This window comes from Akkermansia sp. JRP_AM1, from assembly GCF_049262625.1.
Classification (GTDB): domain Bacteria; phylum Verrucomicrobiota; class Verrucomicrobiia; order Verrucomicrobiales; family Akkermansiaceae; genus Akkermansia; species Akkermansia massiliensis.
Genome location: NZ_CP118234.1, coordinates 1,756,207 through 1,778,623 on the forward strand (window position 1 = coordinate 1,756,207; position 22,417 = coordinate 1,778,623).

Sequence of the window (22,417 nt, forward strand, 5' to 3'; positions counted from 1 at the left end):
AAGGCCGCCGGCATTTACATGCCGACATCGGATCGTGGGGCAAACCTTCTTCCGGTTCAAGCGTGGAACGGGTCTGCCGTGCGCCATGACGGAGCTTTTCCCTGTGCGAGACGGCATGCGCGCTCAATGATTTGAAAGGCAATTTGCGTTTTAGGCGCTTTTTCCAAAAGCTCCGTCCGGTCCGGGTAAACGAGCAGCACTTCATTTTCAGAGGAGTTAAAACCAATGTCACTGCGGGAAACGTCGTTGGCCACAATCATGTCGCACCGCTTGCGTTCCAGTTTGCCGCGCGCGTAATTTTCCACGTCATGGGTTTCCGCCGCGAAGCCTACCAGAATGCCTCTGAAGCCGAATTCCGCGCGCATGGAGCCAAGAATATCCGCAGTACGTTCCAGTTCCAAAATCATGCGCTCCCCGTTTTCTTGATTTTGCGGTCCGGAACGGAAACGGGGCGATAATCCGCTACGGCGGCGCTGAGGATGGCGGCGTCGGCGTAGGGAGCCTGGTTTTTGACAGCATCATACATTTCCCGTGCACATTCAACCGGCAGGAAGTCCACGCCGTGCGGGATGTCCAGGGAAGTGGGGCCGGAGATGAGAAGGACGCTGTGGCCTTCGTGAACAGCCGCTTCCGCCAGGCAATACCCCATTTTTCCGGAGGAGTGGTTGGTGAGGTATCTGACGGGGTCAATAGCTTCTCTGGTGGGGCCTGCCGTGATAAGAAAACGCATGAGAGGCATTATGCGGAATCACGGGTAAAAGTGAAGAGTGATCTTGTGCAGCTGCGCATTATGTTCCGGCTTGACTCCTTCCCGCGATTGGGGGAGTTATGAAGGCGTGATTTATTGGGATAATAACGCTACCACACCGCTGGCCCCGGAGGTTTACGAGGCCATGGAGCCGTTTTTAAAAGAACGGTTTTTCAACCCGTCCGCCGGTTACGGCTGCGCCAGGAGCGTGCGCGAGGCGGTGGAGGAAGCCCGTGCGGCCGTTGCCGCCCTGTTGGGCGCATTTCCTTCGGAAATTGTATTTACTTCCGGCGGAACGGAGGCGTCTAATATGGCTTTCCGCCAGATGGCCGGGGAGCGGGAGGGAGGGATAGGCGTTTTGTCCACGGACCATGACGCCTCCTTGAAGACGGCCCTGGCCCTGGGCAGCGGCTGTGTCTGCCCCGTGGACAGGGAAGGGCGAGCGGTTCCGGAAAAATGGGAGTCCATGTGCGCAGGGGGCGTGTCCGGCGTTTCTTTTGCCTGGGCCAATAATGAGACAGGCGCATTGCAGGATGCGGCGGTTTTGTGTTCCTCCGCCGGGAAACATGGAGTTCCCGTGCATTTGGATATAGTGCAGTGCGCCGGAAAAATTCCCGTGGATTTGCATGGAATGGAAGTGGATTATGCTTCCGTATCCGCACACAAATTCCATGGCCCCAAAGGGATTGGATGTCTGTACAGGAGAGCGGGGGCTCCTTTTTCCCCTTTGCTGTTCGGGGGGCAGGAGTACGGTTTGAGGTCCGGCACGGAGAATGTTCCGGGAATCATTGGTTTTGGTGCGGCGGCGCGGGCGGCATTGAGGCACTTGGAGGAGGACGCCGGACGGCTGTCCCGGATGCGGGATTCTTTTGAGTCTCTCCTGCGGGCACAGGTGGGCGGCGTGACGGTGCATTCCGGCGGAACGGAACGTATTCCCAATACTTCCAATCTGGCGTTTGACGGATGTACGGCGGAAGCGCTGATGCTGTTGCTGGAACCTGCCGGCCTGCTGTGTTCGGCTGGGTCTGCCTGCCACACGCTGCAGCCGATGCCTTCCCACGTGCTGACGGCCATGGGATTGTCTGATGAGGCGGTACGTTCCTCCCTGCGTTTTTCCCTGTCTTTCATGACGACGCAGGAGGAGGTGGAACAGGCTGCCGCCCTGGTGGGCTCCGCCGTTCGGAAGGTGCGCGGCGTTCAGTCTTCGCGTACCGGCCCGGTGCTCGTGTACAGGCCAGAATGGAAGGGCTGAGAGGCTGGGGCGCTTTTACAGAAAGCCGTTTGTGTTCCATGACACCGGAGCTCAGTAACAGCGGCTCCCTCCCTATCAATGCTTTTACAGATGTTTATGAGGCGATTCTATTGCGGCAGAAATATATTGCAGATTTTTTGCTCATTCGCGAATCGACTTAAAATTTAAACGTGACGCCCATATTGACGTTGTGGCGCACTTTGTCCGAAACGTCCGCGGCATAGTCGGCATAGACGCTCCACTGTTCCGTGATGCTGTATCCGATGCCTGCGCCGAATACGCCAGCGTCCCTGTCCATTTTCCAGCCCCTTACCCTTATGAAGGAAGAGCCGAGCATGGCATTTACTCCGTAGCGGTCGTCGCAAAATTCGTGCGTGTAGAACATTCTGCCCGTAAAGTAGAAGCCGTTTGAAAACGCGTAAGTGCCCTCAATTCCCACAAGCGACTTCACGCTTGTATAGTTTTCTGATTCCGCGCTCATGCGTTCTTCCCCGCTTTTTTCCGTGAACGACGGGTTCATCAGGAAGTCCGCGTTTACGCCGATTGTGGGTTTCAGGTAAAATCCGGTGTCGGCAAAAGGCTTCCACGCGTATCGAACGCCCGTGAAGACACCGATGAGGTTTGAATTCCAATCGGCTTTGCTTTTGTTCAGGATGTTCATCCTTTCGGCTTTGTTCATGCCGAAAGCATAGGTTGCACCGAAGTACCAGTCAAAGTTGCCGAAGAACCGCCAGTCGGTGTAGGCGTTGACCGCAAGGCTTTGGGTTTCCGCCTTGCCGCAGTTGCCCTTGCCTGACGATTTTGCCTGAAAACCGCCGAAGCCGAAGCCCGCAAGAAACGTGTTACCCGCCGTGTATTCAAAATTCACCAAGCCGCCCGAAATATAGTCGCTCGACCCATCCATGTTTTCATCGCCGCCGTAGGTGGCAAACCTGTTTATGTTGCGGACGGTAATGCCTGAAAAACGCCCCCCGAAACTTCCGTGCCGCTGCTTTTTGCGCCGAGGCCGTCGATTGCCGCGCTCGTGCGGTTGAGCGTGTCGAGGTGGATTATGTCGGCAAGATCCATGTTCATGCGCACGCTGTGCACTACCGACTGCGGAAGTATCGCACCCAGTGTGCCGCTTTTTACCATTGCGGCGAAATTACGTTTTTTGGTAACTGCCGCCTCGTTCGCCGCGTCGTCGCCGTCGATGTATTCAAGATCGTCGTAGGTTTTTGCCAACGCCTTTTCGAATTCGTTTGTCGCAACTGCTTCGGCAAGATAGGTGTTCTTCTTGATTTCGTAGCCGACATTGCTGCCGACGTTGACGTACTTCACGGTGATGTAGGTGTTTTCAAAAGGATCCAAGTCGCCGTCAATCATGCCCGAAATGTTGTTCGAGACGACGTCGTGCGTGCCTTTCAAGGCGGTTGCGGCGGTGAGGCTTCCCGAAGAGTCGTCGGTTGCGGAGAAACCGAAGATGTTGTCGTAGTGGTTGTTGATGGTGCCGCGCAAGCCCGCGCCCCCGAGTGTCCCCGCGCTGATTACGGTCGCGGCTGAAGAGTTTATGCCGAAGACACTGTTTATCGTAAGTCTGTTCCCGCCCGCCGAAACTGAACCCGTGAGTGTTGCCGAACCTTCGTTTGACAGTATGAGGTCTGTCGTCGAAACGATGTCGCCGCTCACAGTTTTGCCGTCAAGCACATTGACATTCGTACCGCTTACGCGGATGTTGCCGACATCGCCGACGTTCAGTCCGTTAGTGACATTTGTTGCTGAGATGTCGCCAACGGCGTTGTTTACCGTCGCCGAATTAACCGAGTTGAACGAGACGTTGCCGTTTGCGTTTTCGATTGTCACCAAAACGGCGTTTGAAATGTTTGCTGATGTCTCGACTGTGTTGACTTTAATATACCCGAATCCTCGCCCGACGTACCGATTTCGAGCGAACCCACTGATGCGGTAATGTTCAGGCCGGCAACCGAGTCGAATTTCATTTTGCCTGAAACCGTGCCGATTGTTGATTCTGCGGCAAGATGTTTACCCTCGATATTGCCGTTGACGACTACATTGCCTCCGTTGTTTAGCTCCATGCCGGCGTCCGCCATGAGGTCGCCATTTATCGTCGCGCTGCCGTCGAATGTCAGATAGAGGTTTTTCGAGCGGATTGCCTGGGCGCTGGAGTTTTCGTTTGCAGCGATTGCCGAGATTTCCGAACCATCGAGCATTTTTAAGAAAAGGTCGTTTTCCGTCCAAATTCCGTAGGCGTTGGAGTTTTCGCTTGAGGATAGGATTTTGCCGCCGAGGGTGATGTCAGCGTTGTCGGCGAAAATACCGTTTGCCAATCCGTTTTCAGACGAAACCGTAATGTTGCCTATGATGTTTTCATTTTGGCCCGATTTTGTAATGGAGTTTGCAAAGATACCCGTGGCATCTGCGCCGCCTGAAACCTCCAAATTATCTATCCTGATGTTTTCGAGGTTTCCGGCTGTGGAAACAGGGTTATCTCTGCCTGGCGCGGCGATTATGCCTGCTGCGTTGCCGCTGATTCCCGCGCTTACTTGCATATCGGATATGGTGAGGTTGCGGCCGCCTTCCGTCAGATGGATACCGGTTGCATTGGTGTACCCCTTTACTGTGATTGCATTTGCTGTCAAATCGCGCTTGACGCTTTTTGCGTATATACCCGTTGCTTCACCCTGCGTGCTGCCCGAAGTGATTGTGCTTTCGATGTCGAGTTCGCCCACGGAAAGCGAGTAGATGTCGCCCGCAGCAGAGGGGTCCTTGGCCGCGTTTTTACCAACTTTTACACCGAAGGCGTCTTTTGCTGTCACGTAAATTTGGCCCGAATAGTTATTTTTGAGCGAAACGTCGTCGCTGCCGAGCTGGTTGGCCAGTATACCTATCCCCGTGCCTTGTTTTGCATTGATTGTAAGTGAACCCGAAATCGTCATCGCCTGCCCGTCAGAACTGCTCGACGTGTTCACACCCACGATGTAGGAGTCGTCGTCGATTGTTTTTGCGGAATTCCCGTCCACAGTGTAAATTCCCGAAATTTCGAGGTCTGTAATTTGACCGCTGGTCTTGATGAGTCCGAAATCTTTATTAGTCTCGATAGAGGAAACGTTCCCGAAGCTATAATATCCACTTCCGCCCAGAACGCCTGAAGAACCTGTGGTTGTCTTGTTGTCCCACAAATACGAGCTTGCACTTACAGTGCCGTTTGTGCATCTTATGTTGCCTTGGTTTTCGATTCTGATTGTGTTGGTGAGCCGGTTCCCGTATAGTTCAAGACTGGATTGGGAATCCAAAATAAGGATTAACCCCGTGCCGCCTTTATCAAAGTCCCCCGATGCGCCCAAACGCGAATTTTCTAATTTCAGCGTCGTGTTGTTTCCCTCAGAAGTCGGCTCCACATATTTAATGCGGATCGAATCGGGAGATGTCCAAACGTCTTTTAAGATAATTTCTTTTGTGTCTCCGAATATTTCCGAAGTCCCAGGGACTGTGCTCCCGGGGGTTATTGGTCCTTCCAGAGTAATGCGGTCGGCAACCGTATTGCCCTTGCCTGTTATCACAAGCGTTTCAGAGGAGGAATCGTAGTTGTATGTTTGGGCGCAGGCAATACCAGCTGTCGCCAACAGGGAAGCAGCAATCTTTTCCATGTTTATTGCAGAAAATCTATGGTGTTTTTCGTTTATTTATACAATTCTGAAACAAGCCTACCTTTACTCATTTCCAAATACTAAATAAGCGATTTTTCTTTTCAGATAAATTCAGGGGATGGTCAAGTATAAACTGTTATCAGCTCAAAAATGGTGTGACCGGCCATAAATCACGGTAAGGGTGCATCCCTAAGTAATCGTAAGGGTCATGGATGTGCAGGGACGGCGGCCGTGTTGTCGGGTTTGCCTGCCTGGTGGGGGAAGGGGAAGAAGCCGCTCTGTTTGTGGCGCCGGAGCGTCAGTGCGAGGGAATAGGCACGGCTCTGCTGGACTGGGTGAAGGAGCACAGCAAGGGGATGCTGACGGTGGGCGTTTACGAGGAGAACGCCCGTGCCCGCGCGTTCTACAGGCGTGGAGGATTTGAGGAGATTGGCTCCAGGGATGACGAGCTGACAGGAAGCCGGGAGTACTGGACGGAATGGAAAGGAGAGAGTATATGATCATCATAAAAAAGGCGGAAGTTCCGAAGAACTTCCGCCCCCTGTAAAGCAGGCCGGCGTCAGGCGAGCTCCACCTTGACGCCGCTCTTTTCAATCTGGTCAGCCATTTCAGGAGAAAGGGCTTCATCAGTGATGAGCATGGAGATCTGTGAGGGCGCAACGGTATAGAATGCCGGGTTGTTCGCTACGCTGGTGGAAGGCATGGCGATGATCACCTTGGCATCCGGGGGAATGACGCTCTTGATGAATTCGGATTGAAGCATGTTCTTGTATCCGGCGCCATGCTTGGGGGAGTAGCAGTCCGGCGTCAGTACAACCATGTCAATGCTCAGGGAACCTGCGGCCTTGGCGGCTTCCTGTCCCACATAGACCAGGGCTTCGCGGTCGAAGCGTCCGCCCGTGCAGTAGAAGCTCAGGTTCGGAATGCCTTCAAGCCGGGTCAGCAGCGTGGGGTTGTTGGAAACCACGTGCGTATCCCTGGAATTAATGTGGTTGCAGATCTGGTAGCCCATGGTGCTGCTGTCAATGAACATGACCACGGAAGCGGGGATGTTCTGGACGGCTTTTTTTGCAATCCTTATGGAAACATCGTCTTGAGTGACAATGTCTTCATGGAGGGATTTATGGGTAAGGGCCAGAGCGCCGCCGTGGACGCGCTTGAGAAAGCCGCGTTTCTCAAGGTTAATCAAATCATTACGGACCGTTTCATCCGTGACCTTCATCTGTTTGGCCAGAGCAATGGTTCTTGCGGCTCCATGTTCGGCCAGCGTTTTCAGAATGAACTCTTTACGTTGGGATGCTAAATACATTGGGTTCTGTTTTTCTATATAGAATGTTTACACGTTCTAGGTGTTAAGTTGTTTTCTAACAATTTTTCACTGTCCCAGTCAAGCGTTAGAAATTCTAAGTTTTGATTGTTATTGTGAATAATGCAGATTTTGTAATAATGGGACAATTGAATACCGAGAAATGTACAAAAATAATTTTATGATGCACAAACTAGTTATCGGTATGACAGAGTTTATCAATCTGGAATGATAATGGACGCCGGATTGAAGTTGGGAGTGGGGAACGTGAGCTGGAGATGGCGCAGTTTTTCCACCATCAGGCGGGCGACGACGAGGTTCCTGTACCATTTCCGGTCTGCCGGAATGATGTACCAGGGAGCATCCGGAGTGGACGTTTTTTCAATGAGATCCTGATAGGCCGTCTGGAATTCGTCCCAGCGGTTCCGGTCATCCAGGTCGTCCATGCAGAACTTCCAAAGTTTGTCCGGATCCTGGAGCCTGGATTCCAGCCGTCTTTTCTGTTCCGCCTTGGAAATATTCAGGAACAGCTTGATGATGACGGTGCCTTCTTCCGCAAGCATGGATTCAAAATCCAGAACGTGCTTGTAACGTCGCTTCCAGACGGGGTCCGGGAAGATTTTTTTCACGCGGACGGCGATGATGTCCTCGTAATGGGAACGGTTGAAGATGGCAATCTGCCCCTTGGCGGGCACTTCCTTGTGCACGCGCCACAGGAAGTCGTGGTCCAGTTCTTCAATAGTGGGTTTTTTAAAGGGAACCACGTGCAGCCCCTGCGGGTCCACCCGGGAAAAGACGTGCTTGACGCATCCGTCCTTGCCGCCTGCGTCCATGGCCTGCAGAATGACGAGAACCCTGTGCTTGTGCTGGGCGAAGAGTTTTTTCTGCAGTTCCTGCAGTTCTTCCCTCAGCTTGTCGAATTCAACCAGGGATTCTTCCTTGGTTCCGGAGAAGAGAGATTTGTCATCCGGAGAGTAATCCTTTAAACGCAGTTTTTTGCCCGGAGGCACCAGGTAACGGTTCATTGTATGCGAAGTTAACGTTGAAGAAGCGGGAGAGGAGGTGGAAGAGGTTTTCATGGCGGCGGGTTTGGCCGGAAAATCCGGCCCGAAGAATTGCTGAAGGGCGTCCTTGATGACTTTCCTTTTGAATTTGGGGAACATCTCCAGCTTGAGGTCCTGGAGGGGTATCCATTTCGTTTTTGAGAATTCAGGGCTGCGGTGCAGGTCCGTCTTGGGGCGCCTGGCCTTGCAGCGCACCAGGAAGTAGGTTTGCTCCTGGCCTATCCAGCGCGTGACTTTGCGGTTGCCGGAGGGGTATTTGTACCGCAGGCCGGGGAGGCGACTGACAATGGTGTATTCCGTGGGACGCAGGCCCACTTCCTCCCATACCTCCCGCGCGAGCGCCCGTTCAATGCTTTCATTTTTAATGACGCCTCCCTGCGGGAAGTGCCAGTACGGGTTGCGGCCGTTGTCCTTGCCCAGCAGCACGTAGCCGTCGGCGTCCATGATGACGGCTGCTGCGTTGAGTCTCCAGTTTTTGGCTGTAGATGGAGTGTCCATGACGGGAGGGGGCGGCTTAACTGGCGGTTTGAGCCGGCGTTTCCGGCTTTCCGGTTTCTGGAGCGGCATTTTCCGGTTCATCCTGCCAGATGAAGTGTTCCAGCTGGATGCGGCGCGCGTAGGCCGCCGCTTCCCTGGCTCTGGGACCGGAGGTCTGCGCCAGTTTTTTAGCCAGCGCCAGGGCGCCGTCCCAGTCCTGGAGCTGGCCCAGCAGGCGGATGGAGGCGAAACCGGCATTGTAGAACCAGTGCCAGTCCCGGCGCTTGTTGGCGGAACTGCCGCTGGGCGTATGGGCCAGGATGGAGGCGTAGTCATCCAGCGCCTTTTTCTGGTCGTTCATCCGTTCGTAGAATTGGGCCCGCTGGGTGAGGGCCTTGAATTTCCAGGCCAGGCCCAGGTTGGGGGTGTCCAGAATTTCCGTGCACAGGTTGATGGCCTTGCGGAGGGTGTCCGAATGGGTGTCTTCCTTCGTCACCCAGGCGTCCGCCTGGATGGAGAGGGCCAGCAGGCGCATGTAGCGCGGAAGGGGGGAGGAAAGCAGGTTTTCCAGAGCGGCGATGCATTGGTCCGCTTCTCCCATGCGCAGCAGGACGGAGGCTTCTTCTATCCTGGCGGGCTGCGCAAAGGGGGTGTCCCCCGCGCCCAGGGTTTTGAAGATGTTCAGGGCGGCTTTCAGCGTATTGCCGGTGTTGCTTTGCTGGGCGGCTTTTCCGGCCAGGAAGAGGGCCGCCGCCTGGAGGGGGCTGCCAGGGTATTTGGAGGGGAAGGGCTGGAGGACAAGCTGCGCTTCATGGAAATCCCCGTTCTTGTACAGGAGTTCCCCCAGCTTGAGATAGAGCATGTCCGCCTGTTTGCCTTCCGAATCCAGGGCGATGGCCTGGCGGCAGGCTTGGATGGCGCTGGGCCATTCCTGCCGGCTTTCCGCCTCCAGGATGTTCAGCCGCGCAAGCTGCATGGTCTGTTCCGGAGTCAGCTGTTCTTTTTCCAGCGGCGGAAGAATGGCCTGCACGGTTTCAAGGTCCGGCGGGTTGAGGTTCAGGGCCACTTCCGCCTGGTCCAGCCGGGCCTGGGTTTTCAGGGCCGGGTCTGTCGCCAGTGCCACGAAGGACGCCAGCAGTTCGGGAGCCTGGGGGTTCATTCTTTTGGCGGCGTAATGGGCCTGTTCAAAGAGGATGTGTTCCCGGAGCTGGGCAGAGCCGGCGGCTTCCTTGACCAGGGCGGCGGCTCCAGCGGCGTCATTGGCGTTCAGCGCAGCCAGATTTTCATTGAACAGGGCGCTTTCCGCCGTTTTTTCAGAGGCGCGCCGGGCTGCTTCCCGGAAGAGGCTCTGCGCCAGAGGGTAGTCTCCCTTGCGGAAGGCCAGGGCTCCCTGCTGGAAGACGAGGCCGGGGGACGTTCCGGGATATTTGGAGATAAGGCGTTCCGCGTCTTCCACGCGGTTTTTGTCCAGCAGAGTGGTGATGGTATTCAGGGAAAGGGTCTGGACGGGAAGGCTCTGAGGATATTTGGAGAGGCCGTCCTCCGCCATTTTGACAGCTCCCGCCAGGTCGTCCTTTGCCAGAAGCAGGCTTCCCATGGCATACATGGCTGCCGGCTGGCGGCCCGCATCCCTGGCATTCACCCAGCCGGTGAGTTTTTCCAGCGCCTGGGGATTGGTGCGGAAGATGTCCTCCTCCAGCAGGATGTTGAAGGCGTCCATCAGCAGGGAGGATTCCGATTTGCCGCCAATGAACGCCAGCAGGCGTTCTTCCGCCGTTCCGGCAGTGTGTGGGGCTTCCTCTTCCTGAGGCTGGGCGCGCGTTTCCTCTTCCGCCTGTTCCGGGTTGTTTTTCTCCCGGACGATTTCCGCCCTGGCGAGGGCCAGACGGCCCAGATCCGGATTTTCCCCGGATAGGCCTTGTTGTCCATGACGGCGGCGAAGATTTTTATGGCCTGGTCCAGGTTCCCCTGTTTGTCGGCCAGTTTGCCTTCCACGAGTTCGGCATAAGAGCGCATGGGCAGGTCCCTGGCCGTGCCGTCGTCCATTCCCGTCTTGAATTGTTCAAGAATGGCGGCGGCCTCCGCATAGCGCCCCAGGTTCACCAGAACGTCCGCCAGAAGGACGTGCGCGGTCCGGGAGATGGCGGTGGATTCCGCCTGCCCCAGCCTGGTGAGGGCATCCAGTAAAAGCTGCCGGTCCTGAAGCTGGCGCGCGAGCTGGGCTTTCAGCTGGAAGCCGTAGAGGGAGAGCGGGTCCGTTTCAGGAATGGAGGAGAGTTTTTCCAGGGCCCTGGTAAAGGAGCCTTTGTTAAAGAGGCCCGCCGCCATCCAGTATGATTTCATGGAGGAGTCCGGAAGTTGTTCCCAGGCAGTCAGCCCTTCTTCCGTTTTTCTGGCGCGGATCAGGGCTTCCGCCAGGAAGGGGCGGATGATGGCTTTCTGGGATTCCGGAAGATTTTTGGAGTTCAGGCATTCCTGAAAATGCTTGCTGGCTTCCAGGGGCAGGCGGTCTTCCAGGGCTTTCAGACCCTGCTGGTATTTTTTATTTTTCAGGAGGGCCTGCCTGTCCTGCGAGAGGGGAGCCTCCGGAGGAGGTGTTGCCGCGGCTGCAGGGGGAGTGCCCCCCATGGTGAGCAGAAAAGCCGCGCAGGACGTAAGAACGGCAAGGGAAAAACGGGGACTGAAGAAGGTGTGCATCATCGTAGGATTATGATTCAGGCCCCATGAAGATGAGCCGGATGTAGCGTTTGCCGGAGGCGGTCAGCTTCGGATCTTTGCTGGAGCCGGAAACGCGGTTGCAGGTCCTGTACAGTTGGGAGAAGGGATGGGGAACAGCCCGGATGACGGAGGGTTCCGTGCAGGGTTGGTCGGAGGGAGTCACGGAAACGGGAACTCCCGTTCCCGTAAAGCTGATTTCCCAGGACTTGGGATTGGCCGGTCCCGGTTTCAGCAGGAAGGGGTAGCGTTTGACAAGATTGGGCAGGCTTCCGGTAGATGGAGCGCGTACGACGTACTGAACGGGCAGGGAGGAGATATGGCGGGAGAGGGAGAATTCCGCGCCGTCCTTGCACTGCATGAGGGCGGGGGCCGGGTCAAAACCGGCCAGATTCAGGCCGTTGTAGGCGCCATGGCGGTTGGGGGTACCCAGTTTCAGGCTGGAATACCAGTTTTCAAAGTCGTCCTGGAGCTTGAGGCAAAGTTCCAGATGCACATGGGCGCGTGTTTTGTTCAGGCCCACTCCGGAGTAGCCCAGTTTTCCGATGACGTTTCCGGTGCCTACCCGGTCCCCCTCCTTGCAGGAGACGGAAGCCAGATGGGCGTACAGGCTGTAAAGCGGGCCGTCCGCCAATTGGTGTTCGATGACCACATAGCGGCCGTAGTTGCTGTGGGTGGGGTTGGCGGAAGCGTGGACCACGGTGCCTCCGGCTACGGGATGCACGTCGTCCAGCGGAATGCCGGAGGCGTCGCGCCTGAGCGGCTTGATATCGATTCCTTCATGGAATTTGACGGCTACGGGGCCTGCCTGGGTTCTGACGAGGGTCCGGGTAAAGCCGTAGGCTCCGCCTCCCAGGGCTGGGATTTCTTCCCTTCAAAGTTCCGGTCCACGTACATGTAGAAGTCCTGCGGACGGTTGTCCAGCAAGGCCGTGTTTTCCGTGGGGAAGCGCACGACAATATCCGCCATCAGGAATGGCATGCTCCAGAAGAACAAGAGGATGCCGATCAGGGAAGGGAAGAACTTGCCGTGCATGCTCATACAAGGGGTGCTGGATCAGATCCGCCCCCGGCGGGTGCTGACCACGGTGCGGTCCTTATGTTCTTCGGGCTCCTTGGCTTCCTTCTTTTCCTGGGTGGGGTCCTTGATGGGAAGAAGGGGCTTGGTGACGGCGGCCAGCTTGTTGATGGGCTCTTCCCTCTTGGGGTCCGCCGGAGGAATGAATTCCGCCATGGCGGCAAGGTCCGCCGGGGAGAAGCCGCCCATGACGGCCAGTTTGCCGGAGGTAACGGGTTTGTTGTAAAGGCGCAGAGGCTGCATGGCATGACCGTTGACGACCGGCAGTATCTGCTTGCCGAGGTTGGCGGCGGTTACTCCTTCTACCCGGCTGTCCAGGCCTTTTCTGACATTGACCACAATGCCGTAGGTATTGTCCTCTGCCGGGAAGGAGTAGTAGGATTCAATGTCCTTCTGGGAAATGAAGGGAGCCTTGCTGTAGTAATGCCCGTCCCGCTCAAAGGCGAATTTTTTGCTGTCCGTCGCTCCCGTCTCCATGTGGAAGCTGACGGGATACTTGTCCGGGCCGCAGGAGCAGAGCATGAGGGAGCCAAGGAAGAACAGGAGCATTTTCATAATGTCCATGATAAAAGATTTAGTTCTCCCGGGGCAAACCAATAAACAGGCATGGAGTAATTTTATGCCGCCGTTACGGCAGGAGGGAGAGCGTTTTTTGAACAATCAGGTCTACTGGCATCAGTTTTCCCGCTCCTTCCGCTCCGCAGGCCAGCACGCCGGATTCACAGGGCCCCAGAATGCAGTGGCCCTTTCTTTGTTTCAGGACGGCCGCATTTTGCTGCGTGGCCGTGTGTTCCCACATGTGGACGTTCATGGCCGGACAGATGAGCACCGGGGCCTGGCAGGCCAGATAGAGGGAGCTGAGCATGTCCGGGGCGAAGCCGTGGGCGAAGTTGGCCATGGTGTTGGCCGTGGCGGGGGCCACGAGCAGAAGGTCCGCCCGCTGGGCCAGTTGGATGTGCGGGGGAACCCAGTCCGCCTTTTCATCCTCAAAGGAGGAGAAGACGGGATTGCGGGAGATTGTGTGCAGGGTGAGGGCTGTAACGAATTCCAGGGCCTTGGCCGTGCAGACGCAGTGCACCTCATGCCCGCTTTTGACGAGGGCGGAAGCGATGTCCGCCGCCTTGTACGCGGCAATGGAGCCGGTGATGCCCAGAATGATGCAGGCCATGGGTGGGGAGGGGTCAGGCTTTGGAGGCTTTTTTGCCTTCGTCAATGAGTTTCCAGAAGTGTTTGGACTGGCTCAGGATTTCATCTTCCCCTGCGGTCGGGGAGATGTTGGTGCGGAACAGAAAGTCGTTCAGGCTGTTGGCGTGCAGAACGCGGTGGACGACCACTTTGCCTTCAATGACTTCAAAGTAGATGCGGTAGTCCCTGGCTACGTAGCGGTAAAGAATTTTGCCATCCTTTTCCATCTTGCCGAAGCGGGCGTCATCAAGGGTTTGGAGGGTGGATTCAGAGACCTGGAAGTCCCCGAGCAGGTCCAGTTGTTCCAGGGTGGGGATGCTGGATACTTCCGCAGCGCTGATTTTATTGAAGACGATTTGAAGCACGCCCTTTTTTAAGTGCGCCGGCGGGTTAGTTCAAGCCTGAAACAAGGCACGGGCCGATTTTGAGAAGGACCGTTCCGAACCCCGGCATTCCCTTGGGAGCCGGGGTTCCGGATTAACGGGAGTCCTGCGTGGGGATGATGCCCCTGCTTTTTACCACCTGGGTGCCGCGAATGACTTCAACGGTCAGAGGCTTTTCCCCCGTGAGGTAATAGGTGGCATCCAGCATGTCCCCGTAGTTGTTAATGGTCGTGCCGTTGATGCTGATGAGGATGTCTCCTGTCTGGATGCCTCCCCGCGCGAGAGGGCCTCCGTTAATGAGGCCTTCAATGACGGGAGTGGAGGCGTTGATATCCAGCAGGCATCCCAGGCGCACCCTCTTGGCTTCCGGATGGGCTGCCAGGAAGGAGATGGCCTGGGCGGGCAGCAGGTGGCAGGTTCCCTTGCGGGAAACTCCCAGCACGATGCCGACCAGACGGTTTTCAGCGTCATAGCACGGCTGGCCGATGGGCGGCGCAGCCAGTTTGGGGAATTGGGCGCGGACAAGACGCAGCGGGAAGCTGGTGTCTCCTATGGAGTGCTCCATGCCCACGTAAATTCCCAGGGTGGTTTCATTCCGGCTGCTGGCAAAGGCCAGCTTGTCGCCGCGCTTGAGAAGGCCGGAGGGCGTCACAACCGCCTGCCCGTCGTGTATGCGGGCAGCGTCCACCTTGAAAATCGTCAGGCCCGTGAGCTTTTCCTGGGCCCATACCTGAAGGGGAGGGGTGTCCTTGTCCCCAAGGTAGTAGGTCACACCGCCGTTTTTAAAGACCCGGTAGGGAATCAGGGAGGCGAGCATGTCTTTTCCGACCTGCGCCGCCATGGCCGTGTACGGCTCTCCTTCCGCCTGGTGGGGAATGGCTTCTACCTTAAAAGGGGCAGGCACGGCCGCCGCTTGATAAATCAAGCCTGCAACGGCTATGCCCGCCAATATCGGAGCCAGGTTCATCATGGATTGTTACATCTCGATGAGAACTCGGGATACCGGTTTTTTATCGGTATTGGAATCAGTTTTCAGCTGATTGTCGTTGGCCGATGTTTCATATGAAGGCGCTCCCGTGGTGAATTCGGGTTTTTCCGCAGGGGCGACTTCGGTTGAGGGTTGTTCAATAGTTTCCTTACTTACGGGAACCGCTTTTTCCTTCAGGAGAATCTCTTCCTTATCCTTGGTGGAGGATGCGTAAGAGTCGGAAGGATCATCCATGTTCCCGGATGCGATAATAACGCCTACCGCAGCCAATGTCACGATGGACATGGAAGCATAGACCCACTGCCAGCCACGAAAGTTCTGCAGATAGTTGTCCAGGCGTTCGAGTAACAATTTCCAAGCAGAGTGGGTAGCCGGATCGGTTTCCTTTCTAAGATGAAAATTGCGGAGGAAATCTTCTTCAAAGTTGTCATGGTAACAAGCTTCCTTACGGAAAGATGCCAGCATGGCAACCAGAGTTTCCTCGTTATGTTCTGTGGATTGTTTATCCATCGTCGTTGATGTTAAGTGTAATAAAGGTTAGGGTGTTTTAGTCCCGAATCTGGGACTATGCGTTTGACAGGGCGGAGGGAACCGATGTTCAATATTTTTTCCACCGTTAACTCAGATATTCCGCCAGCAGGCCTTGCAGCTCCTTGTGGGCATAATGCAGACGTGATCTGAGCGTTCCTTCAGAGATGCCCAGAAGGGCGGATATTTCCGTGTGGTTGAGTCCTTTTACATCATGAAGCACAACGACTTCTCTGTGCTTGGTGGATAGTTTTTTCAATGCTTCATTAATCTTGAGCTGAAGTTCGTTCAGATGGGTGCGTCGTTCAGGGTCCGCTCCGTCCGTTTCGTCAGCCATGTTCATGTCCTTTTCCGTATGGTCGCCGTACTCGTCGTCGTCCAGGCTGTAGGTCATCCTGCGGTTGCGTTTTTTCAGGAAGTTTCTGGCATGGTTGACGGCAATGGAGTGCAGCCATGTATAAAAGGCGCTTTGTCCGTTGAAGTAGCGCAAGGCCCGGTAGGCTTTGGAGAACGCTTCCTGGGCGATGTCATAGGCATCGTCGTAGTTGTCCGTCATCTGGTACAGGGTGGCATGGAGCTTGCGGCTGTGGCGAATGACAAGTTCGTCAAAAGCTCGCGAATCTCCCTCCCGCGCCCTGGCGACCAGTTCAGTGTCTTCCAAGGTCGTATATGCAATGGGTCCCGACATATTAGCAGCAGAATACCCAAAAATAGGGACCCGCTACAAGGGCAAATCGTATGCACGCCCCCCTTTACCCTCAAACCAGCGCATGTATGCCACATTAACTGTGGTATATCCGCCCGGAGTCGGGTAGTCTCCGGTGAAATACCAGTCGCCGCAGGGGCCTTCTATGGATTCGTGCAGGTTTTCGATGGTCTGGAAGATGACTTCCACGGGGCACGGGGCGTCGTGCGGAGTGACCAGGCGGGTGATTTCACGGGAGATTTCAGCGTCCGTCAAGCCTTCGTAAATGGCCTTGACGCAGTTGCGCCGTTCTTCCCTGGGCTTGGTCAGTTCCTCCTTGCATGCCTTGTATACTTCTTCCAGCAACCGGGCCTGCCCGTGCTGCTTGATCAGGGAGACTGCCGCCTGGAAGGCGATGAAGTTCCCCAGTTCGGACATGTCAATGCCGTAGCAGTCCGGATACCGGATTTGCGGAGCGGTGGAGGCGACGACGATTTTCCGCGGATTGGTGCGGCCCAGGATGCGGAGGATGGACCTTCTCAGCGTGGTGCCGCGGACGATGGAGTCGTCAATGGCGACGAGCACGTCTTCCGGTCCCACGGCCCCGTAGGTGAGGTCATATACGTGGGAGACAAGCTGCGCGCGGCTCTTTTCCTGCGTGATGAAGGTGCGCATCTTGATGTCCTTGTGGGCGATTTTTTCACCGCGCGGCCACCGTTTCAGGATGGCGCTGTCCAGCATGTTTTCATCCAGGGTCCCGTTTCTCAGGGCTTCCAGTAGCTGGGCGTGCACGCGCTTGCGGCGGTAGACGCGCAGGCCTTCCAGCAGGCCGTAGTAGGCGGTTTCCGCCGTGTTGGGAATGTAGGTGATGGCAGATTTGTCAAAGCGGTCTTCCAGGGAGTCCACGATCTGCGGGGTCAGCGCCGCGCCCAGGGCCTTGCGTTCCCGGTACACGATGGGGTCGTTCCCGCGGGAGAAGTATATCTTTTCAAAGGAACACGGCGTGGGTTTCAGGGGCGTGGTGAATTCCGTGATGACGTGCGTGCCGTCCGCCTTGATGGAAAGCATGTTGGCCGGCGGCAGTTCCTGCACCTGTTCGCTTTCCACTTCAAAGACGGTCATCAGCGGGACGCGTTCAGAGGCCACGGCAATGAATTCATCCGTAATCAGGTAGTGGCAGGGGCGGATGCCGTGCGGGTCCCGCAGGCAGAAGTAGTCCCCGTTGCCGATGGCGCCCATGATGGCGTAGCCGCCGTCCCACTGCCTGGCTGAGTTGTGAATGATTTCCTGGATGTTGAGCCGGGAGGAGATGGCATGGGGGATTTCCGGGCCGGGCATGCCGCTGTCCCGCAGGGCGCGGTAAAGGTCCGTATGGGCTTCATCCAGATGGTAGCCGATTTCTTCAAGGACGGTCTGCGTGTCCGTGCCGAAGACGGGATGCTGGCCGCGCTCAATCATGCGCTGGTTCAGTTCCGGCGTGTTGGTCATGTTGAAGTTGCCCAGCACCATCAGGGTGCGCGTCGGCCAGTTGGTGCGGCGCAGGTAGGGATGGCAGGAGCCTTCGTCAAAGAGGCCGGAGGTGCCGTAGCGGAGGTGCCCCATCAGGATTTCCCCGCCGTAGTCAAAGTTGTTTTTAATGTCTTCAGCGTCTTTCAGGTTGACCTGACCGCGGCGGACTTTTTTGTTAAGCTTCTTGATTTGCCCGTTGAAGATGGTGGTGAGGGCGTCCTTGCTGGCGTCCCGGGTGCGGAACAGGTAGGGCTGGCCGAGGGGCATGTTCAGTTTCACGCAGCCGATGCCCGCGCCATCCTGGCCGCGGTTGTACTGCTTTTCCATCAGGATGAGCAGCTTGTTGAACGCCCAGAGGGTGGAGCCGTATTTATCCTGAAAATAAGAGAGAGGCTTAAGCAGACGAATGGCGGCTACGCCGCACTCGTGTTTAAGAAAATCGCTCATGGGATTGTGATGAAAAGATTGTCCTGTAAGTGTGGTGTATCCGCTGCAAGGAGATGGTGCCTTCTCTATTCGCCCTGTACCTTGACATGAATGCCGCGGCCTTCTCTCAACGTGCCGATGACGGTGCCGCCGGGGCCTGCCTTCAGCGCGGCTTCCACGTCCTCCGGCTTCACGATGGCTACCCAGCCGATGCCCATGTTAAAGGTGTTGAAGCGGTCCTGCGGGTCCACATGCTTCAGGATTTTCTGGGCTGCGGTGTTGTCCCAGCAGGGAATGGTGAGGTCCGCGCCGTAGTCGCCCAGGAAGCGTTCCAGGTTTTCCGGAAGGCCGCCCCCGTGATGTGGGCGTATGCCTTCGGGATGACGTTGAAGCGGCGCATGTCCGCCACCACGTCATGGTACAGGCGGGTGGGCTGTAGCAGGGAACGGAGTTCCTCTTCATCAACCACGTCCGGGTTTTCCTCCAGAATGCGGCGGATAAGGCTCCAGCCGTTGGCATGGAAGCTGTCGGATTTGTAGCCGATGAATACGTCTCCGGGGCGAACGGTCTTGGGGTCGATCAGCTTGCTTTTTTCACAGCATCCGATGCAGAAGCCGGAGAGTTCCACGATGGATTCCGGAACCACGCCGGGCATTTCCGCCGTTTCTCCGCCGGCCAGGATGCAGTTGCAGGATTCCAGATAGTCGCACATGCCGGCCACCAGGCGGGTGATGCGGGTACGTTCCTGTTCCAGATTGGAGATGCCCAGGTAGTCCAGGAAAAGAAGAGGGTCTCCGCCCGTGGTAAGGATGTCGTTGACGTTCATGGCCACCAGGTCCTTGCCGGCGGTTTCCACCATGTCCAGTTCGAAAAGGATTTCCGTCTTGGTGCCTACGCCGTCGCATCCGGTGACGATGACCGGTTCCTTGTAGGAGCTCAGGTCATAGGCGGCGGCAAAAAGACCGAAGGCCTGGTGCAGGGATCTCTGCTTTTGCGTTCTTTTAACGTGAGAGCTGATGTCGGATACGAAAGCGGCTGCTTCTTTGGTATCGACCCCCGATTGCTTGTAGGTTAGTTTGCCGGACATTGAACGGATGGACTGGGTGTGCCAGCATCCTAAAGGAAGGCTCCTGCCGCGGCGAGTGAAAAAAGAAGTATTTTTGCCATAGGCCGCGCAGGAGGAAGCCTTTTTATTCCACTTCTATCTTGCAGTCGCGCCAGAGCCACCAGGCATCCAGCGAGAATTTGCCCGGTCCCGTGTAGAAGAGGGTCAGGTAAATCAGCAGATAGATGGCGGCGAGCTCCTGTGCGCCCCAGCCGGAGAGGCCCAGGACGAGGAAGAGAGCCACGCACATGTTGATGATCAGGAGAAGGGAGGCCAGGCGGGTGAAGAGCCCCAGGAAGATGAGGATGGAACATCCGAATTCCGCGCCTACGCACAGCAGCAGGGACAGGAAGTTGCCGATTCCCAGCGGGTCCTGGAAAGCCGCCCAGTTTCCGCTGATGAGCATTCCCAGCTTGGGGATGCCGTGCACAAGCATCATCGCGCCTACGCCCAGGCGCAGCAATAGGACGCCGAAGTCCATGCTGGTGTTGGTGGAGAAAGAGCCCAGCAGGCAGCACGCGGATGATTTGCATTTATTCTGTTCCATGCACTGTAGACCGTTCGTGCGGCAGAAATGCTCAAATAAAATAGGATGAAATGAAATATCCGGAACCAGGAGGAAGCGGCCTGCTGCGCGGACGTTCCGTTTGAGGAGAAGCCGGGCACTTTCCGCAGTTTCCGGCCTGCCGGCAGACACTGCCGCGCGCGGGTGGAGAAGGAGATAATGTTTCTTATTGAAGAGGCTGGCAGACAGCCTCTTCAATAGGTTTTTCAAGGGGTGTTCAATGCTTTTTTGCGGGAATCAGGCGGAAGGCGGAGGGGGATTTGGCGGATTTGATTTCCAGGGGCTTGGTCGGGTCCTTTTGAGTTTCCGCGCCTATGGTGATGATAAGCCTGTCTTTGGGGTGGATGACGGTAGCGTTTTCAAAGACGAGCGTATTGGAGCCGTCCGTCAGCTTCCAGCCGTCCAGCAGGATGCCGGAGTCTCCGGAATTGTTGATAATCACGTTGCCGATGCCAGGTTCCAGCTTGGGGGCGGGCTGCTTGAGCTTCATGCTTTTTGCCAGCTTGGCGAAGGTGATTTCAGCAATGCGCCGCGCGCCCGGCTCCGTGGGGTGCAGGCCGTCCACATACCATTCCGGATGATCGGAAAGGGGGTGCAGCGCGTCAAAAAGGCCGACCTTGTGCTTGCGCGCCACGGTGGCGATCAGTTTTTCCGCTTCCGGACGGTTGGCCGCGGAGCCGTTGTCCGAGCCTGCGTATTTGCGCACATCCGGGTAGCAGTTGCCGGGGAACGCCTTTTTGTTGAGCGGGCCGCGGTAGTCCGGACCCAGCAGGCCCCAGGCGAAGAATCTGGCCTTGGGATTGGCGGATTTCCAGGCATTGAACAGGTCGTCATAACCCTTGGCGAACAGCTTGGGGTCCCACCAGCGGCCCGTATCGTTGATGCCCAGGTTGCAGATGTAAACGTCCGCCTTGAATTCCAGGGATTGCTTGTGTTCCTTGGTGCTGCCGTACCAGCGGCCCACTTGGCCCGGATAGTCGCCCGCCGTTTTTCCGGGGTTGCCGAATCCCCGGACGTCAAAGTCCGGGCCCATCAGCGTGCCGAGCACCTGCGGATACCGGGCATCTCCGGGTTGGAGGCCGGAGCCGAAGGTGATGCTGTCCCCCACGCAGGCTACTTTGGTGGGGACGGCCTGTGCCGCGGTGCCCAGGGAAAGGGCCGCGGCCAGGGAAGCGAAGAGAAGATGAAGGTTCATGGTATGGTGGAGTGAGAAGGGTTATTTTTTAGGAGTGGGCGCATCCGTGCGGAAGGGGCGGGCGGGGAGCTGGTCGCCGTTGACCAGGTTGGGGGTCACGAAGCGGTTCCAGCAGTACCGTGCGTGTTTGGGGGATTTGACCTCCGGGGAGGTGAGGCGGATGACAGCGGTGCTGCCTTTCCTGTTCGTGATTTCCGCCGTGGCGGGATGGTAAGCGCCGTCCGCCCCGGCAATTTCAAACTGGGCCGGTTCCTTGCCGTCCGTCGTGGTCAGGTCTTTGGCGTGTTCCAGTTGGATCAGAAGGGCGCTGCCGGAGGGTTTGAAGGCTTTGAAGGAGGGGCCTTCACAGGGAACCTTTTTGCCGTAAACCTTGTTGAGTGCCGTGTTCCCCGCGCGTTCTCCCACGGGACGCTTGAAGGGGGGGTGGACATCGGCGTTGGTGGAACCCAGGTCAATGGTGTTGACGCTGTAGACCTGCGGGACGGTTTTGGCTACCGTGTCCTGCATTTCCCGGAATTCCGGCCAGCCGGCACGGATTTTTGACGGATCGTTGATGCGGGGGAGCTGAATCATGACGAAGGGCATTTCCGGATTGCGGAAGGCTTTTCTCCAGGAGGAGATCATGGTTTTCAGCAGCATGCCGTTCTGTTCGTTGTCAATGATTTCAGCGTCGGATTCGCCCTGGTACCAGATGACGCCCGTGATGGGGAGGGCTGTCATCCACGCGATGCCGGATTCATAAAGGAACGCCGGTTTGTAGGGATGGTCCGGAGACCCCTGGTCCAGACGCGGGGAGATGTTTTTTCTGGCGCGTCCCCTTACCCAGTCGGAGATGAGGGGTGAGTCCAGCCAGTGGTTGCCGCGCAGGGTGCGGAAGCTGCTGTTGGCATTGATGACCTGCCGGGGAATCCACGCCGCTATTTCCGAGCCGCCCAGGGAGGAATGGATGATGCCTACCGGAATGCCGAGCCCTTCACGGAGTTTTTTGCCGAAGTAGTAGCCGACGGCCGCCATCGGGCCCGAGGCGGCGGGGGAACTGACGGCCCACTGCCCCTTATAGAATTTGTCCGTAGTGACGGCGTCAAAATCCTTGTCGGAATAGGGGGCGTTGTTCGTGTGGGCCTGTGGGACGTTGTTGAACAAGCGGAGCTGCTCGTCCGCGGAGGCGGCTATGTCTTCCTTGGCCGTGGAGGTCTGGTTCAGGCGGAACAGCATGTTGGACTGCCCGGAGGCCAGCCACACTTCTCCCACCAGCACGTCGTCCAGCTTGGAAGAGTCTCCGTTCTGGGTGGCCGTCAGCGTTTGTCCCTCTGCGCTGGGTTTCATGGGGGGCAGGGTGACGCTCCATTTTCCCTTGGAATCCGCCTTTGTTTTCAGGGAGGAGCTTCCGAAGGTGACGGTCACTTCCTTGTTGGGATCAGCCGTGCCGGAGACGGGCACGTTTTTCCCGTGGGGAAGGACCATGTGGGAACCGAATACCCGGTCGAATTGGGGAGCGGCCGCCCAAGCCGCATTCAGGGCGATGGCGGCAGCCAGGATGCATGGAGTATGGAGATGCATGA

Annotated in this window: 23 protein-coding genes and 1 pseudogene; 2 read left to right on the top strand and 22 right to left on the bottom strand. The window is 56.8% G+C overall.

The window, feature by feature from the left end:
* Positions 1-56: 56 nt before the first annotated feature.
* Positions 57-739 (bottom strand): annotated as a pseudogene (locus PVA48_RS08335) (phosphopantothenoylcysteine decarboxylase).
* 61 nt (positions 740-800) lie between these two features.
* Here PVA48_RS08335 and PVA48_RS08340 point away from each other — a divergent pair.
* Positions 801-2,000, top strand: coding sequence for a cysteine desulfurase family protein (locus PVA48_RS08340; RefSeq protein ID WP_423231580.1), 1,200 nt, complete (start codon positions 801-803; stop codon positions 1,998-2,000).
* Positions 2,001-2,157: 157 nt separating this feature from the next.
* Here PVA48_RS08340 and PVA48_RS08345 read toward each other — a convergent pair whose 3' ends face one another.
* From PVA48_RS08345 to PVA48_RS08355, 3 genes are read right to left on the bottom strand one after another with little or no spacing between them, the layout of a single operon-like run.
* Positions 2,158-2,904 carry an autotransporter outer membrane beta-barrel domain-containing protein gene (locus PVA48_RS08345; protein ID WP_215832659.1) on the bottom strand — a complete coding sequence of 249 codons (747 nt, stop codon included), beginning with the start codon at positions 2,902-2,904 and terminating at the stop codon, positions 2,158-2,160.
* A gap of 32 nt (positions 2,905-2,936) precedes the next feature.
* Complete coding sequence (locus tag PVA48_RS08350; protein WP_423231581.1) at positions 2,937-3,842, bottom strand: hypothetical protein; 906 nt, start codon at positions 3,840-3,842, stop codon at positions 2,937-2,939.
* Entirely contained in the window at positions 3,839-5,647 is a 1,809-nt protein-coding gene (locus PVA48_RS08355; RefSeq protein ID WP_423231582.1) for a hypothetical protein, read from the bottom strand. Before PVA48_RS08355 ends, PVA48_RS08350 begins: the two co-directional genes overlap by 4 nt.
* 212 nt (positions 5,648-5,859) lie before the next feature.
* Here PVA48_RS08355 and PVA48_RS08360 point away from each other — a divergent pair, with 212 nt between their 5' ends.
* Positions 5,860-6,147, top strand: a complete 288-nt coding sequence (locus tag PVA48_RS08360) for a GNAT family N-acetyltransferase (RefSeq protein WP_022396476.1) — start codon at positions 5,860-5,862, stop codon at positions 6,145-6,147.
* A 59-nt stretch (positions 6,148-6,206) separates the two neighbouring features.
* Here PVA48_RS08360 and PVA48_RS08365 read toward each other — a convergent pair whose 3' ends face one another.
* The 18 genes from PVA48_RS08365 to PVA48_RS08450 all read right to left on the bottom strand — a co-directional run bounded on the left by PVA48_RS08365 (position 6,207) and on the right by PVA48_RS08450 (position 22,415).
* Positions 6,207-6,956 (bottom strand): DeoR/GlpR family DNA-binding transcription regulator, encoded by a 750-nt coding sequence (locus tag PVA48_RS08365; RefSeq protein ID WP_022396477.1) that lies wholly within the window; start codon positions 6,954-6,956, stop codon positions 6,207-6,209.
* A gap of 215 nt (positions 6,957-7,171) precedes the next feature.
* A complete protein-coding gene (locus PVA48_RS08370) occupies positions 7,172-8,515 on the bottom strand; it encodes a PPK2 family polyphosphate kinase (RefSeq protein ID WP_423231583.1) in 1,344 nt (447 codons plus the stop codon).
* 16 nt (positions 8,516-8,531) lie between these two features.
* The gene (locus tag PVA48_RS08375; protein ID WP_423231584.1) at positions 8,532-10,214 is read right to left on the bottom strand and encodes a tetratricopeptide repeat protein; all 1,683 of its coding nucleotides are present in this window, start codon (positions 10,212-10,214) and stop codon (positions 8,532-8,534) included.
* The gene (locus tag PVA48_RS08380) at positions 10,214-11,194 is read right to left on the bottom strand and encodes a tetratricopeptide repeat protein (protein WP_423231585.1); all 981 of its coding nucleotides are present in this window, start codon (positions 11,192-11,194) and stop codon (positions 10,214-10,216) included. The genes PVA48_RS08375 and PVA48_RS08380 overlap by 1 nt, the downstream gene beginning before the upstream one ends.
* 7 nt (positions 11,195-11,201) lie before the next feature.
* Entirely contained in the window at positions 11,202-12,074 is an 873-nt protein-coding gene (locus PVA48_RS08385) for a M23 family metallopeptidase (protein WP_423232507.1), read from the bottom strand.
* Positions 12,005-12,250, bottom strand: coding sequence for a hypothetical protein (locus PVA48_RS08390; protein ID WP_423231586.1), 246 nt, complete (start codon positions 12,248-12,250; stop codon positions 12,005-12,007). Before PVA48_RS08390 ends, PVA48_RS08385 begins: the two co-directional genes overlap by 70 nt.
* A gap of 15 nt (positions 12,251-12,265) precedes the next feature.
* Positions 12,266-12,850 carry a hypothetical protein gene (locus PVA48_RS08395; protein WP_022396481.1) on the bottom strand — a complete coding sequence of 195 codons (585 nt, stop codon included), beginning with the start codon at positions 12,848-12,850 and terminating at the stop codon, positions 12,266-12,268.
* Positions 12,851-12,914: 64 nt separating this feature from the next.
* Complete coding sequence (locus tag PVA48_RS08400; RefSeq protein WP_022396482.1) at positions 12,915-13,454, bottom strand: flavoprotein; 540 nt, start codon at positions 13,452-13,454, stop codon at positions 12,915-12,917.
* A gap of 13 nt (positions 13,455-13,467) precedes the next feature.
* A complete protein-coding gene (locus tag PVA48_RS08405) occupies positions 13,468-13,836 on the bottom strand; it encodes a hypothetical protein (protein WP_022396483.1) in 369 nt (122 codons plus the stop codon).
* A gap of 112 nt (positions 13,837-13,948) precedes the next feature.
* A complete protein-coding gene (locus PVA48_RS08410) occupies positions 13,949-14,758 on the bottom strand; it encodes a PDZ domain-containing protein (RefSeq protein WP_146019197.1) in 810 nt (269 codons plus the stop codon).
* A 72-nt stretch (positions 14,759-14,830) separates the two neighbouring features.
* Positions 14,831-15,352 carry a hypothetical protein gene (locus tag PVA48_RS08415; protein ID WP_102722652.1) on the bottom strand — a complete coding sequence of 174 codons (522 nt, stop codon included), beginning with the start codon at positions 15,350-15,352 and terminating at the stop codon, positions 14,831-14,833.
* 106 nt (positions 15,353-15,458) lie between these two features.
* Positions 15,459-16,031 carry an RNA polymerase sigma factor gene (locus tag PVA48_RS08420; RefSeq protein WP_179218865.1) on the bottom strand — a complete coding sequence of 191 codons (573 nt, stop codon included), beginning with the start codon at positions 16,029-16,031 and terminating at the stop codon, positions 15,459-15,461.
* A gap of 60 nt (positions 16,032-16,091) precedes the next feature.
* Positions 16,092-18,011, bottom strand: a complete 1,920-nt coding sequence (locus PVA48_RS08425) for a glutamine amidotransferase (RefSeq protein ID WP_022396487.1) — start codon at positions 18,009-18,011, stop codon at positions 16,092-16,094.
* Between the two features lie 65 nt (positions 18,012-18,076).
* Complete coding sequence (locus PVA48_RS08430) at positions 18,077-18,361, bottom strand: AIR synthase-related protein (protein WP_423232508.1); 285 nt, start codon at positions 18,359-18,361, stop codon at positions 18,077-18,079.
* A complete protein-coding gene (locus PVA48_RS08435) occupies positions 18,247-19,077 on the bottom strand; it encodes a phosphoribosylformylglycinamidine cyclo-ligase (RefSeq protein ID WP_423231587.1) in 831 nt (276 codons plus the stop codon). Before PVA48_RS08435 ends, PVA48_RS08430 begins: the two co-directional genes overlap by 115 nt.
* A 103-nt stretch (positions 19,078-19,180) precedes the next feature.
* Complete coding sequence (locus PVA48_RS08440; RefSeq protein ID WP_022396489.1) at positions 19,181-19,642, bottom strand: DoxX family protein; 462 nt, start codon at positions 19,640-19,642, stop codon at positions 19,181-19,183.
* Positions 19,643-19,877: 235 nt separating this feature from the next.
* Positions 19,878-20,855, bottom strand: coding sequence for a GDSL-type esterase/lipase family protein (locus tag PVA48_RS08445; protein ID WP_102728725.1), 978 nt, complete (start codon positions 20,853-20,855; stop codon positions 19,878-19,880).
* A 21-nt stretch (positions 20,856-20,876) separates the two neighbouring features.
* Positions 20,877-22,415, bottom strand: coding sequence for a sialate O-acetylesterase (locus PVA48_RS08450; RefSeq protein ID WP_022396491.1), 1,539 nt, complete (start codon positions 22,413-22,415; stop codon positions 20,877-20,879).
* Positions 22,416-22,417 lie beyond the last annotated feature (2 nt).

Excerpts from the sequence above, each read along its gene's own strand:
- PVA48_RS08345 (WP_215832659.1), bottom strand. The coding sequence starts at position 2,904 with ATGGATGGGTCGAGCGACTATATTTCGGGCGGCTTGGTGAATTTTGAA.
- PVA48_RS08355 (WP_423231582.1), bottom strand. The coding sequence starts at position 5,647 with ATGGAAAAGATTGCTGCTTCCCTGTTGGCGACAGCTGGTATTGCCTGC.
- PVA48_RS08360 (WP_022396476.1), top strand. The coding sequence starts at position 5,860 with ATGTGCAGGGACGGCGGCCGTGTTGTCGGGTTTGCCTGCCTGGTGGGG.
- PVA48_RS08365 (WP_022396477.1), bottom strand. The coding sequence starts at position 6,956 with ATGTATTTAGCATCCCAACGTAAAGAGTTCATTCTGAAAACGCTGGCC.
- PVA48_RS08370 (WP_423231583.1), bottom strand. The coding sequence starts at position 8,515 with ATGGACACTCCATCTACAGCCAAAAACTGGAGACTCAACGCAGCAGCC.
- PVA48_RS08375 (WP_423231584.1), bottom strand. The coding sequence starts at position 10,214 with ATGGACGCCTTCAACATCCTGCTGGAGGAGGACATCTTCCGCACCAAT.
- PVA48_RS08380 (WP_423231585.1), bottom strand. The coding sequence starts at position 11,194 with ATGATGCACACCTTCTTCAGTCCCCGTTTTTCCCTTGCCGTTCTTACG.
- PVA48_RS08390 (WP_423231586.1), bottom strand. The coding sequence starts at position 12,250 with ATGAGCATGCACGGCAAGTTCTTCCCTTCCCTGATCGGCATCCTCTTG.
- PVA48_RS08395 (WP_022396481.1), bottom strand. The coding sequence starts at position 12,850 with ATGGACATTATGAAAATGCTCCTGTTCTTCCTTGGCTCCCTCATGCTC.
- PVA48_RS08400 (WP_022396482.1), bottom strand. The coding sequence starts at position 13,454 with ATGGCCTGCATCATTCTGGGCATCACCGGCTCCATTGCCGCGTACAAG.
- PVA48_RS08415 (WP_102722652.1), bottom strand. The coding sequence starts at position 15,352 with ATGGATAAACAATCCACAGAACATAACGAGGAAACTCTGGTTGCCATG.
- PVA48_RS08425 (WP_022396487.1), bottom strand. The coding sequence starts at position 18,011 with ATGAGCGATTTTCTTAAACACGAGTGCGGCGTAGCCGCCATTCGTCTG.
- PVA48_RS08435 (WP_423231587.1), bottom strand. The coding sequence starts at position 19,077 with ATGTCCGGCAAACTAACCTACAAGCAATCGGGGGTCGATACCAAAGAA.
- PVA48_RS08440 (WP_022396489.1), bottom strand. The coding sequence starts at position 19,642 with ATGGAACAGAATAAATGCAAATCATCCGCGTGCTGCCTGCTGGGCTCT.
- PVA48_RS08445 (WP_102728725.1), bottom strand. The coding sequence starts at position 20,855 with ATGAACCTTCATCTTCTCTTCGCTTCCCTGGCCGCGGCCCTTTCCCTG.
- PVA48_RS08450 (WP_022396491.1), bottom strand. The coding sequence starts at position 22,415 with ATGCATCTCCATACTCCATGCATCCTGGCTGCCGCCATCGCCCTGAAT.